At 68.0% G+C, this 12,933-nt stretch carries 10 protein-coding genes; 4 read left to right on the top strand and 6 right to left on the bottom strand.

Annotated elements, in window-relative coordinates:
* Positions 1-291: 291 nt before the first annotated feature.
* The 5 genes from CK240_RS12070 to CK240_RS12050 form a co-directional block, all read right to left on the bottom strand.
* Entirely contained in the window at positions 292-618 is a 327-nt protein-coding gene (locus CK240_RS12070; protein WP_095640597.1) for a DUF1330 domain-containing protein, read from the bottom strand.
* Between the two features lie 67 nt (positions 619-685).
* Positions 686-1,873 carry a methyl acetate hydrolase AcmB gene (gene acmB, locus CK240_RS12065; RefSeq protein WP_095640596.1) on the bottom strand — a complete coding sequence of 396 codons (1,188 nt, stop codon included), beginning with the start codon at positions 1,871-1,873 and terminating at the stop codon, positions 686-688.
* Between the two features lie 78 nt (positions 1,874-1,951).
* A complete protein-coding gene (locus CK240_RS12060) occupies positions 1,952-3,076 on the bottom strand; it encodes a flavin-containing monooxygenase (protein ID WP_240517395.1) in 1,125 nt (374 codons plus the stop codon).
* Between the two features lie 80 nt (positions 3,077-3,156).
* Complete coding sequence (locus CK240_RS12055) at positions 3,157-4,125, bottom strand: helix-turn-helix domain-containing protein (protein ID WP_205957824.1); 969 nt, start codon at positions 4,123-4,125, stop codon at positions 3,157-3,159.
* Positions 4,126-4,902: 777 nt separating this feature from the next.
* A complete protein-coding gene (locus tag CK240_RS12050) occupies positions 4,903-5,916 on the bottom strand; it encodes a GlxA family transcriptional regulator (protein ID WP_205957823.1) in 1,014 nt (337 codons plus the stop codon).
* Between the two features lie 114 nt (positions 5,917-6,030).
* Here CK240_RS12050 and CK240_RS12045 point away from each other — a divergent pair, with 114 nt between their 5' ends.
* Positions 6,031-7,104, top strand: a complete 1,074-nt coding sequence (locus CK240_RS12045) for a class I SAM-dependent methyltransferase (RefSeq protein ID WP_095640594.1) — start codon at positions 6,031-6,033, stop codon at positions 7,102-7,104.
* 196 nt (positions 7,105-7,300) lie between these two features.
* Here the strand turns inward: CK240_RS12045 and CK240_RS12040 are convergent, their stop codons facing one another.
* Positions 7,301-8,137, bottom strand: coding sequence for a class I SAM-dependent methyltransferase (locus CK240_RS12040; RefSeq protein ID WP_095640593.1), 837 nt, complete (start codon positions 8,135-8,137; stop codon positions 7,301-7,303).
* 150 nt (positions 8,138-8,287) lie between these two features.
* Between CK240_RS12040 and CK240_RS12035 the strand changes: the two genes are divergently transcribed.
* The 3 genes from CK240_RS12035 to mmsA all read left to right on the top strand — a co-directional run bounded on the left by CK240_RS12035 (position 8,288) and on the right by mmsA (position 12,917).
* Entirely contained in the window at positions 8,288-9,841 is a 1,554-nt protein-coding gene (locus CK240_RS12035; protein ID WP_095640592.1) for a winged helix-turn-helix domain-containing tetratricopeptide repeat protein, read from the top strand.
* A gap of 418 nt (positions 9,842-10,259) precedes the next feature.
* Positions 10,260-11,324: a multiple monosaccharide ABC transporter substrate-binding protein gene (gene chvE, locus CK240_RS12030; protein ID WP_095640591.1), complete on the top strand. Its 1,065-nt coding sequence runs from the start codon at positions 10,260-10,262 to the stop codon at positions 11,322-11,324.
* Positions 11,325-11,390: 66 nt separating this feature from the next.
* Complete coding sequence (mmsA, locus tag CK240_RS12025) at positions 11,391-12,917, top strand: multiple monosaccharide ABC transporter ATP-binding protein (protein ID WP_095640590.1); 1,527 nt, start codon at positions 11,391-11,393, stop codon at positions 12,915-12,917.
* Positions 12,918-12,933 lie beyond the last annotated feature (16 nt).

The raw sequence follows: 12,933 nt of genomic DNA, 5'->3' as shown, positions 1-12,933 counted from the left end.
CGTTCGCTGACCGTCTGCCACGGGCCATGGCGCTCCGGCAGGTCCCGGCATCGGGATTCGGGGCAGAGCTCCAGATCAGCCCGTTCACCACCTGCCGGTGGTCCCGCGAGCAACCTCCTCCGCGTCGGCCGACACGGGGCATCAGGCCGGCGATCAACTCTCACAGCGCATCGCTGAGTTCGTGCCGGCGCATCGCCAGCCTCCCTCTTGGTGACCTTCACCAGGAGCAGCCGCCACCAGCCGCCCCTCGTTGCAGCGGCCGTCAGTCGAAACCGCTGCCGGTTGCGGCGCTCATCCCTTGCCGAGATAGGGGATCGTTCCCGCCACGTCCGTGTCGTCGATCAGGTAGAAGTTGCTGATGCTGCCCGCCTTCCGGGCCTCGCCGAAGGGCGCGTAGTCGGGGTCTGCGGCGAACTCCATCGCCGCCTCGCGAGAGGGGAACTGGATCAGCGCCACCAGCGAGGCATCGGGCGCCTCGCCTTCAAGCGCCTCGATCCTGCCGCTGCGCGACAGGTAGCGGCCGCCGTGGCGCGCGACGATGTCGTGGACCCTGGCGGCGTAATCGGGAATCCAGCCGTCGTCGGTGACCTTTACCTCGGCGATCAGGTAGCATGGCATCGGTTCTGTCCTTTCCCGTTGTTGAACGATTGTCCTCATGGGGCAGGGGCGACCCTGCCCCCCGCGATCACGCCGCCTGCCGCCGGGACTGGTACCAGGCGGTCTCGAAGTCGATGTAGCCGGTGAAGGACACCGGGTCACCGAAGGGCAGGATCTGGGTGGCCCAGAAGCCGCCGACGCCGTTCCGCCGGTCGATCCAGTAGAACAGGTTGGCAAGCCCCGTCCAGCCCAGCGCGCCCGGCGGGCGTCCGGTCGGTGCCGCCTCGTCGTTGATCATGAAGGGCAGGGACCAGGACTTGGGCAGGCCCGGGAAGAACTCGGCGTCGTTCGACAGGGACGGGATCACACCGGGCAGCATCGTGACCTTCGCGTCGCCCAGGTGGTTGCGCTCGGCCATCGCCACCGTTTCGGGCTTCAGGACCTGCCCGTGCTCGCCGCGTCCGTCGTTCAGCCACATGCGGATGAAGCGCATGTAGTCGCCGACAGTGCCGTAGAGACCGTGCCCGCCCATGTGGATCTCGGGCCGGTCAGGCAGCTCGAAGTCGGTCGCGGTCAGGCTGCCGTCGGCGTTGCGCATGTGCATTCCGGCCAGCCGGGCGCGCAGCGGGTCGTTCAGCTCGAAGGTCATGTCGGTGATGCCCAGCGGCTCGAAGATGCGCGTCCGGAAGACCTCGCCCAGGCGCTTGCCGGTGATCCCCTCGATGACCTGTCCGACCCAATCGATGTTGCTGCCGTATTCCCAGCGCTCGCCGGGATCGAACTGCAGGGGCGTCATGATGGCCGCGCGCGAGGCGGTGATCACGCTGGGCTGGCCCTTGTCCTGCGCAAGCCGGTTGTAGGTTTCGCTGAAGAAGTCGTAGCCGAAGCCGCCGGTATGGGTCAGAAGCTGTCGCGTCGTGACCTTGCGCCTGGGCGCCCGCAGGATCGGCTCGCCCTGCGCGTCGAAGCCTTCGATCACCTGCAGCGTGCCGATATCGGGCGCATGGGTCTCGGCGGGCGCGTCGAGGTCCAGCCTGCCGTCCTCGACCAGTTGCAGCGCGGCCGTGGCGGTGATCGCCTTGGTGGTCGAGAACAGCGCGAAGACGCTGTCGGTCGTCATCGGCGCATCGCGGTCAAGCCTGCGCTGGCCTGCAGCACCCTCGTAGAAGTTGCCCTGCCGGTCCGTCGCCATCGCCACGACGCCGGGCACCCTCGGATCGCCGCTGACGACGCCGTTCAGCACGCGGTCGGCCGCCGCCCTGAAATCCTCGTTCATCCTGTCCTCCCCTTGCGGAACCTGCGGCTCCCGTTGTGCGCCCGCGCCGGAGCCTCCCCGCTCGGCGCGGCCGTTCCGTCATGCCATCGCGAAACTGGGATAGCCGGCCGCGGCCTCCTCGGTGCATTTGCGGCGATAGGTGCCGACGCCCCCGGTATAGGACAGTACGCGGCGCGGCTTGCCGGGCACGTTCGATCCCAGGTACCAGGAATTGGTCTTCGAGATCAGGTTCGCGCTGGCCGTCTCGTCATGGTGCCGGACCCAGGCCTCCTCGGCGTCCGCCGTCGGCTCGATCACCGACTTGCCCTGTTGGCGCATGGTGCGGATCGCGTCGGTGATCCATTCCGTCTGCTGCTGCAGGCAGGTCGTCATGTTGCAAAGCGCGGCCGAGGGCGCGAGCGGCACCGCCGTCGTGAACATGTTCGGATAGCCATGCACCATCAGCCCCATGGTGGTGCGGATGTCACGGCCCCAGTCCTCGCGCAGCGAACGCCCGCCGCGCCCGCGGATGTCGATCCGGGTCAGCGCCCCGGTTCCGGCATCGAAGCCGGTCGCGAGGATGATGACGTCGAGATCGTAGCGGGTGCCATCCGCCAGCTCGATCCCCTCGGGCGTGATGCGGGCGATCGGGTTGTCCTTCACAGGCACCGCCTCGACATTCGGGCGCAGGTAGACTTCCAGGTAGTTCATCTCCAGCGGCACGCGGTGGGTGCCGAAACCGTAGTCGGTCGGGATCAGCAGCTCGCAGAGGCTCGGGTCCTTCAGCCGGGCGCGCATCTTCTCGCGCACGAATTCGGAGACCTGCTCGCTGACCTCGGGATCGAAGAACATCTCGCCGAAGGACGCCAGCCACAGCTTGAGCGAGCCGTTCGCGTAGCAGTCCTCAAGATGCGCCCGGCGCTGCTCGGGGGTAAGGTCATTCCACTGCCTGTCGAAGTCGTATTCGAAGCCGGTGAAGGTGTTGGGCAGCGTCTGGCGCAGTTCCTCGAACCGCGCCTTGTAGGCGGCGACTTCCTCGGGGCCGTAGGAGGGGTTCTTCATCGGCAGCACGTACTGCGGCGTCCGCACGAAGACCTTCAGCTCGGCCACCTTGTCGGCGATGGTCTGGATCACCTGAATGCCGGTGGCGCCGATGCCCGCGTCCAGCACCTGCCGGCCTGCCGACGCCTCGGCCTGTGGCGAGAGTTGGGACTCCAGAGCCATTTCGTTTCCTCCTCCTGGGTTGGAAGTCCCTCCCCGGACTCCCGGCCAAGGGCAGCATCCGTGCCCTGGTCAACGAAAGGTTATGAAACGTCCTCCGCTTCGTCTTGAACGGATGGAACAGTTCCTTGAACCATCCGGTGATCGCCGCCGTCCCGCAGCCGCCCCGGCGTGGTGCCGAGATGCAGCCGGAAGGTGCGAGTCATGTGCGCCTGATCCGAAAACCCCGCCGCCGCCGCGACCTGCTTGAGCGAAAGCGAGGGATTGGTCATCAGCGCCCTGGCCCGTTCCACCCGGCGCGCGGTGACAAGGCCATGGGCCGAGCAGCCGAAGGTGCTGCGCAGCAGGCGGTTCAGGGTCCAGACACCGACGCCGAGGACCGTCGCCATCCCCTCGATCGTCAGGGCGCCCTCCAGGTTGGCCTCGATGTAGTCATCCAGTCGCCGGCGCTGGGCAGGGGCCAACCGGCGCGGCGCCTTCCCGCGGAACTGGCAGGTGGCGTAGTTGCGCAGCAGGTGAACCGCCAGCTGGAGCGACAGCGCCTCGGCATAAAGCGGGCTTCCGTCGCCGCCGCGGCGGACCTCCCGCAGGACCTCGGCCGCGATGAGCGTGAGCGTGGGGTCGCTGCCATGCAGCACGTCGTGCAATGTCACGTGTGCCACGTCACGGCCCTGCATGTCGCCCGCGACCTTGGCGAGGATCTCGCCCGACAGGTAGACATGCGAGACCTCAAGCGGCTGCGTCCAGTGCCAGTGGGAATCCGTTGCCAGGCTGAGAAGCGAGAAGATTCCGGGCTGACATTCCGCGCGTGACCAGCGTCCGCCGACCTGCCGGTCCATCGGCGTAACCCCATGCAGGTAGTGAACGATCAGGTAGTGGTCCATCGGCGGGATCGCGACGTCGAGGCCGCGGTACCGATACGTCCGCTGCCCTATGCCTTTCCATCGGAGGCTGCCGCTGTCGGTCAGGACGTCGCCCGGCACCCAGAGGGGAAGCTCCTCGGGAGTGATCAGTTCGGCGTCACGCGCGACAGGGGAACCGCTCTCTTTCACGGCATCGGCCCGGCAGGCGACAAGCGATGGAAGGCTAAAGTCGGGCAGGACAGCAGTATGGGGAACCTCCTGTCGAGACTTGGTGCGATGGGTCCCCCTTTGGGCGGGACTTCTGTGCCAGCCAATCACGCTTCAGCCTGACCGCGCAATATTTCTTTCGTTGGCGGCGCCGCGAGGGCAGGAAAGTTGCGCATCACACTTGCCGAATGGAACGTTGTGGCAGCGATGTGCCATCCCGAAGACTGAGCCAGGTATCTGAAGGATCTTCCGTGTGGCCACACGCTCGTCGGCCTTGGGGATGGAGGGTTGGCGAGACGACCCGTGACCGGCTTGAGGATGAACAGGGCCAGTCCTGGGTTGAGGCTGAAGACGGCTGCTCCGATGCAGAGGGTTCGACCTCGGGTCGAAAGCATGTTCGGTCGTCCAAGGGACTGGCGGCGCGCAGCGGCGGGGCTCAGGACAGAGGCCCGAAGGTCTTCCTTTCCGCGCAGGAGCCTGCGTCGCTCGCTCGCGGCCACAGTTTCGGGCTAGGCAGGCAATGTCTCCGAGCCTCACTCATGTTGACAAGCGCCGAGGCCGGAAGCGGATCGACGTGGGAGTGATGAAGTCCCGGAGGCTCTCGGCGGTCCTTGGCCCACCCGCTGTCGGGCGTGCCGGAGGGCGGCATCAGCCCGGGCAGGGTCCCGGGCAGACCCGAAGCGCCGGGTCCCGGCCTTCCGCTCACTGGTGCGCCCGCTGTTCGGTCGGGCCCGTGGCGCCCCGCATGAGGGTTTCGCCCTATCCGCGGTCCGTCCCGCCGGGATGGCCGAACTGCCGCCGGTAATGGCCCGGGCTGATCCCGGCGATCCGCGCGAACAGCCGTCGGAAGGCGGAAGGGTCTTCATAGCCGACGGCCCAGGCCACCTGCTCGATCGGATCGTCAGTCCGTTCCAGCCTGCGCTTTGCCTGTTCGACCCGCAGGCGCTGGACATAATCCAGCGGCGGATGGCCGGTCGCTGCCTGGAAGCGGCGCGAGAAGCCACGTTCGGACAGGCCCGAGCGTGCAACCATCTCCCGGACCGGAAATGCAACCGAAGCGTGGCCGTCCAGCCAGGCCTGGCAGGCCGCGACCACGGCATCGCCATGTTCGCGCGGCGGGTCGAACACGATGAACGGGGCCAGGCCATCCACATGGCGCTGCAAGGCAAAGGCCTTGCACACGGCCCGAGCGGCGGCCGGACCGGCCTCTCGTCCGATCAGGTACAGGACCAGATCATGCCAACTGGTCGAGGCGCCGGAACTGATCAGTTCGCCGCGTTGCCCGGAAACGACCAACGCACGGTCGGGATGCACCCGCACGGCCGGATACTGCGCGCCGAACATGCGCGCATAGGGCCAGTGAACGGTCGCCTCCACGCCGTCGAAAAGTCCCGTTTCGGCAATCAGGAACAGGCCCGAACAGGCCGAACAGATCGTGGCACCCGCCCGGTGCCGTTCAACGATCCAGCGGGCAAGGTCAGGATAGCGGCCCCCTTTCCAGCCGGTGCCGCGCACGAACAGGGACGGCACGATCACGATGTCGCAGGACCGCCCAGGGGCCGCACCATGCAGCGGCAGGGTGACGCCGCTGGCAAGCGGCACGGGGTCCGCGGCCTCGCCCAGCAGTTCGACCTGGAAGGTCGGGCCGGCGGGAAGGCCCTCGTGGCCGTCCAGCCAGGCAAGGCTGTTCAGAACGTCGAAGATCCCGCTCAGCGTGGCAAGGCCGGCCTCGGGGATCGCGACGATGCCGACGTGAACCGCAGCTGATGCCACCCTGCCCATCCGGCTCTTCCGACCGAAGCGGACCCATTCTGGCCAGTCTCGCACTCGTGCGCCCCTGCGGCAATGGCGATGATGCGCGGGTGTTCTCCGGGAAAGGAACGAACCATGGCACTGGACAGACAGACGATCGACCCCTCCACACTGGACGACCTTGTCAACCGCGCGGTCTCGGAACTGGCCGCGGGCTACGGCGGCGTCATGATCGACATCGGCAACCGCCTTGGCCTTTACCGGGCGATGGCGGGCGCAGGCCCGATGACCAGCCACGAGGTCGCGCAAGCCGCCGGCTGCGCCGAGCGTTACGTGCGCGAATGGCTGAACGGGCAGGCCGCGGGCGGATACGTCGTGTATCACCCTGCAAGCCGGACCTATGAGCTGACGCCCGAACAGGCCGCCGTCCTGGCGGACGAGACCAGCCCGGTCTTCATGCCCGCCGTCTGGCAGGTCGTGGCCGCAGCCTGGGCCGATGCGGGCCAGACGGCCGAGGCGATCCGAAGCGGCAAGGGCGTCGCCTGGGGCGCCCACGACGGCCGCCTGCATTGCGGTGTCGCGGCCTTCTTCCGCAACGGCTATCGCGCCAGCCTGGTGTCCGAATGGCTGCCTGCGCTGGACGGCGTGGTGCCAAGGCTTCAGGCCGGGGCACGTGTGGCGGATATCGGCTGCGGGCACGGCCATTCGACGCTGCTGATGGCCGAGGCGTTTCCGAACAGCCGCTTCGTGGGGATCGACACCCATCCCGCCTCGATCGCTGCCGCCCAGGCGCTGGCCCGCGCCTCCGGCCTGTCCGACCGGGTGGAATTCGCGCTTGCCGATGCGAAGGCGCCCCTGCCGGGGCTCTTCGACCTGATCTGTTTCTTCGATTGCCTGCACGACCTGGGTCATCCCGTCGAGGCGGCGCGCCGTGCGCGCGAGGCCCTGGCACCGGATGGCACGCTGATGCTGGTCGAGCCCGCCGCCTCGGACAGGGTGGAGGAGAACCTGAACCCGGTCGGGCGCATCTATTATACCGGCTCGACCTGGCTCTGCTGCGCCCACGCGATTTCCGAGGAGGGCACGCATGTCCTGGGCGCACAGGCCGGTGAAACGCGGCTGGCGCAGGTGTGCCGCGAGGCGGGCTTTTCGCGCATCCGCAAGGCGGCCGAAACGCCCTTCAACATGATCCTCGAGGTGCGGCACTGACCGCCAGGCAGGTCATGGTCCAGCGGTCTGCATGTTCGCCGCAGCAGATGCCAGGGCCCGGCGTGTGGCAGAGGATGCCGGCGCTTGGTTGCTCGACGAACTGCCCCTTCTGCCCCCGGCAACGCCGGCCAAGATCGGGCGGTCGGTCCTGCGGGGGCGGGCCTGCTGCGTGCAGGCCCGCCGGGCGGATGATTGCTCAGGCCTTGCTCACCACGATCTCGGCGTATTCCGAGGGCAGGCGCAACGTGCCATCGGTGGCCGAGTTGAAGCGCGCCATTGCAGCAAGCAGATCATGCCCGAGGCCCTGCTGGCCTGCGGGATCGAGCGCCAGGAAGGCCTTGTGGATCGGGCCGTAGAAGCGGCGGAACTCGTCCAGGAACTCCTGCGGCGAGGCGTAGCGGAAGACGAAGAACCTCGGCGTGAAGGCGATCGCCGTTGCAGCCGGGCCGAAGGCCGCTTCGATCCAGGCACGGTCGCCCCAGCGGGACGGCGGCCTCAGGCCGGAGGGCGGGGGCATGTAGCGGCCGAGCGTTCGGAACACCTCGCCGATGAAGCTGTCGGGCGTCCAGTTGGCCAGCCCGATCCGGCCTCCGGGGCGGCAGACGCGCAGCATCTCGGCCGCGGCCCGGTCCTGATCGGGGGCGAACATCACCCCGAAGGTCGAGGCCACGGCGTCGAAGCTGGCATCCGCGAAGGGAAGCGCCTCGGCATCGGCGACCTGGAAGGCGATGGGCAGGCCCTCGGCCTCGGCGCGCTGGCGCCCGCGGTCCAGCAGCGCGGGCACGTAGTCGGTGGACACCACCGCCGCACCGCGCCGGGCCAGGGCGAGGGTCGCGTTGCCGTTGCCCGCCGCCACGTCCAGCGCGCTTGCGCCCGCGGGCAGGTCCATCGCCTCGGCCAGCGTCTCGCCCACGATCTGCAGGGTGACGCCGATGCGGGCATAGTCGCCCGAGGCCCAGGCCGCCTGCTGACGGCCCTTTATGGCGGCATAATCGGGGCGGGAGACGTCGGGATCGGTCGATGTCATGGTCATGCCTGAATCCTCCAAGGGGTGGCTTTGCGTCCGGACCGTTCTCGCGAGGTCCCGGAGCGAGGCCGAAGATAGCGGGCGGCAGGCGGTCATGCTTGAGGACGGCGTGGGGATTCCGTGGTAAGATCGTGGCGGCTGCAGGGGACCGGGGCGATGATCTACCGCCTGGGCGAGTTCTGCCTTGATACGGGCCGCGCGGAACTGTCCGGTCCCGGCGGTCCCGTTGCCCTTGAACCCAAGGCCTACGACCTGCTGGTCCTGCTCGTGGAACGGCGGGAGCGGCTCGTCACGAGGGAGGAGGCAATCGACACCGTCTGGGGCGGGCGCTTCATCTCGGACGCGGCGGTCTCGACCGTTCTCAAGTCGCTGCGGAAGGCGCTGGGCGACGACGGCGAGACGCAGCGGATCATCCGCACGCTGCGCGGACGGGGCTTCCGCTTCGTGGGGGAGGTGTCGCACCCGCCAAGCGCAGCGGCCGGACCCCGCGCGGAGGAAGGCACGGCAGGCAGGGCCGGCTCAAGGCCGCGTCTCGCCATTCTGCCGTTCCGACGGTTCGGGGAATCCAGCGGCTTCGACGTGGTCGCGGACGCGCTGCCCGCAGACCTGATCGCCGGCCTGTCGCGCCTGCGCTGGCTTCAGGTGCTGGCGCAGGAAACGACCTTCCGCCTGCGGGACGCGCATCCGTCGCCGCAATCCGTCGCTGCCGGCCTCGGCGCAACCTATGCGCTTTCAGGGGCGATCGAGCATGCGGCCCGCAGGATCGCGGTCTCGATCGAGCTTTGCGACCTTCGATCCGGCGCCGTGGTCTGGGCCGAGCGGTTCCACGGCAGCCTGGACGACATCCACCAGACGCGGGCGGACATCGCAACCGCCGTGCTGGCCGCGCTGGAAATCCAGATCCCCCTGAACGAGGCCCTGCGCGCCCGGTCCTGCCCGACCGAGCAGCTGGATGCCTGGGGCGCCTATCACCTGGGGCTGCATCACATCTTCCGCTTCACCGAAGCCGACAATGCCATCGCCACCGGCTATTTCGAGCGCGCGACGCGCCTTGACCCGAACTTCGCCAGCGCCTTCGCGGCCCTGTCCTTCACCAGCTACCAGTCGGCGGCGATGAGGTGGGCCCCGGATCGTGCGCTGGCGGTGGCGCAGGCGCAGGCCCATGCCGAGCGCAGCCTCGATCTGGACCCGCTGGACCCCTTCGCCAACCTTGCCGAAGGCCGGCTGTTCCTGTTGCTCAACCGTCCCGAGGATGGCCGGCCCTGGCTTGAGCGCTCTGTCCAGCTCAGCCCGAGCTATGCCAAGGGCTATTACTCGCGCGGCTTCGCCGCCATGCTGGCCGGCCGGACCGGCGACTGCCTGGCCGACATGGACCATGCCATCGAACTGAGTCCGCTCGACCCGATGCTTTGTGCGATGCAGGCCTGCAAGGCCGTGGCCCTGCTTGCCGCCGGGCGTCCTGACGAGGCGGTTGCCTGGGCGAACCGGGGGGCACGGGCGCCGCACGCCCATATCGCCATGCTCATGATCGCCGTCGCCGTCTGCCAGCGGGCAGGGGACCTCGCCGGCGCCGTGACATGGCAGGCCGTCCTGCGCGCCCGCTATCCCGGCGCCACCCTGCAAGGGTTCTTCACGGTGCTGCCCTTCACGGACAGGGGGCTGAGAACCTTGCTGGGAGAGGCGCTGCGTCAGGCAGGAACACCCGAATAGCCCTGTCGCCCAACGGTGCAATCTTCGCGCAGGTGGAGCAGATCACCTGCGGAAGGCCGCGCATCGGCGTGGCTTGCCTTGCTGCGGCTGGCGCGCCGCACAAGGCAACAAGCGGCCTCCGCGCAGGCCGCGACCTCGCGTTGGCCCTCGGACGGCCGAGGTCAGCAGATCGGTGATGCAGGGGGCCGGGAACGGTCTGTTCCCTGAGGCGTGGTCCCGTCTGGAACAGCTTTCGCCCGTGGCCCGTTAGACCTGCCGCGATCGCGATAGCGCGGATCAGGCGGTTTGCCATAGCGGTATCGGTATATCGGCCGCGCATCTTAGGATTTGTCCGGCGCGGGCGGCCTCTATTACCACATGGGACTGAAGCAATCGGTGCCGCGAACGTACGGCGCCGTCGGGGAGGGAGAAACGCAGAATGAAGGTGATGAAGCTCGCGGCCGCGCTCGGGATCGGGTTCTCGCTGCTCGCCGGGCCGGTCCTGGCGCAGGACAAGGGCATGGTGGGCATCGCGATGCCGACCAAGTCCTCGGCACGCTGGATCGACGACGGCAACAACATGGTCAAGGAACTGCAGGCCGCCGGCTACCAGACCGACCTGCAATATGCCGAGGACGACATCCCGACTCAGCTGAGCCAGGTCGAGAACATGATCACCAAGGGCGCCAAGGTGCTGGTGATCGCGTCCATCGACGGCACGACGCTGTCGAACGCGCTGGCGAACGCCCAGGCCGCGGACATCAAGGTCATCGCCTATGACCGCCTGATCCGCGACACCGACGCGGTCAGCTATTACGCCACGTTCGACAACTACAAGGTGGGCGTCCTGCAGGCGAATTCGCTGGTCAAGGGCCTGAAGGAACGCTTCCCCGACCAGAAGCCTTGGAACGTCGAACTGTTCGGCGGCTCGCCCGACGACAACAACGCCTTCTTCTTCTACGACGGCGCCATGTCGGTCCTTCAGCCGATGATCGACGCGGGCGAGATCGCGGTCGTGTCGGGCCAGATGGGCATGGACCAGGTCGGCACCCTGCGCTGGGACCCCGCCACCGCCCAGGCGCGCATGGACAACATCCTGTCGGCGAACTACGGCGACAAGCAGATCCACGGCGTGCTGTCGCCCTATGACGGGCTGTCGATCGGCATCCTGTCCTCGCTGAAGGGGGTGGGTTACGGCTCGGGCGACATGAAGATGCCGATCGTGACCGGCCAGGACGCCGAGGTTCCCAGCGTCAAGTCGATGATCGCGGGCGAGCAGTATGCCTCGGTGTTCAAGGACACGCGCGAGCTGGCCAAGGTGACGGTCGGCATGGTGGACGCCGTGCTGGAAGGCAAGGAACCCCAGATCAACGACACCAAGACCTACGACAACGGCGTCAAGGTGGTGCCGTCCTACCTGCTGGAGCCGGTCGAGGTGAATGCCGCGAACTACAAGCAGGTCTTGGTCGACTCGGGCTACTACACCGAGGACCAGCTGAAGTAAGACGGAACCCGGGCGGCTCCGGCGCAAAGGCCGGGACCGCCCATTTTGCGCGCAGGGGAGGCGGGCATGGCGGCAATTCTCGAGATGCGCGGGATCGGCAAGAGCTTTCCCGGCGTGCGCGCGCTGGACCGCGTGAATCTGGAGGTCGAAGCGCGCGAGATCCACGCCATCTGCGGCGAGAACGGCGCGGGCAAGTCCACGCTGATGAAGGTCCTGTCGGGCGTCTATCCGCACGGCAGCTACGACGGCGAGATCCTTTACGATGGCCGCACGATGCAGTTCCGCAACATCCGCGACAGCGAGGCGGAAGGCATCATCATCATCCACCAGGAACTCGCGCTGGTGCCGCAGCTGTCCATCGGCGAGAACATGTTCCTGGGCAACGAGATCACGCGAGGCGGCGTGATCGACTGGCCCCGCACCTGGGCGCGCACGCGCGAGCTGCTGGCCAAGGTGGGCCTGGACGAGAACCCCACCACGCCAGTCGAGAAGCTGGGCGTCGGCAAGCAGCAGCTGATCGAGATCGCCAAGGCCCTGGCCAAGGACGTCCGCCTGCTGATCCTGGACGAGCCGACCGCCGCGCTTCAGGAAAACGACAGCGCCACGCTGCTGAAGCTGCTGCTGGAACTGAAGGCGCAGGGCGTGACCTCGATCCTCATCAGCCACAAGCTGAACGAGATCCGCCGCGTGGCCGACCGGGTGACGGTGATCCGCGACGGCTCGACCGTTTCGACGCTGACCCGCGACGAGATCACCGAGGACCGGATCATCCGCGACATGGTCGGGCGCGACCTTGCCCACCGCTACCCCGAGCGCGTGCCGCAGATCGGCGGCGAGCTGATGGCGGTGCGGAACTGGACCGTCTGGCACCCCGACCAGCCGCGCAAGGTCATCGACGACGCCTCCTTCACCGTGCGGCGGGGCGAGGTGGTGGGCATCGCCGGCCTGATGGGCTCCGGCCGGACCGAACTTGCCATGTCGATCTTCGGCCGCAGCTTCGGCCGCGACATCTCGGGCACGGTCGAAATCGGCGGCAGGCCGGCCGACGTCTCGACCGTGAACCGCGCGATCGGCGCCGGGCTGAGCTATGTCACCGAGGACCGCAAGACCCTGGGCCTGATCCTGGACGAGCCGATCCAGCGCAACGTCTCGCTTGCGAACCTGGCCGGCATCTCGGCGCGCGGCGTGCTGTCGCGCGGGCGCGAGAAGGCGGTGGCCGAGGGCTATCGCCGCGACCTGGGCATCCGCACGCCCTCGGTGCTGCAGCAGGTGGTGAACCTGTCGGGCGGCAACCAGCAGAAGGTCGTGCTGTCCAAGTGGCTGTTCACCCAGCCGCAGGTGCTGATCCTCGACGAGCCGACGCGCGGCATCGACGTGGGCGCCAAGTTCGAAATCTACGCGATCATGAACAGGCTGGTGGCCGAGGGCAGGGGGGTCGTGATGATCTCCTCGGAAATGCCCGAGCTGCTGGGCATGTGCGATCGCATCTATGTCATGAACGAGGGCCGGATCGTGGGCGAGCTGACCCGCGACGAGGCAAGCCAGGAGCGCATCATGGGCATGATCCTGCGCAGCGAAGGGAGGGCGGCGTGACGGTTCCGCAGCATGA

The sequence above is a fragment of the Paracoccus salipaludis genome, assembly GCF_002287065.1.
Lineage (GTDB): Bacteria > Pseudomonadota > Alphaproteobacteria > Rhodobacterales > Rhodobacteraceae > Paracoccus > Paracoccus salipaludis.
Note: the sequence above shows the minus strand (reverse complement) of the source record. Positions and strands in the feature narration are given on the sequence as shown.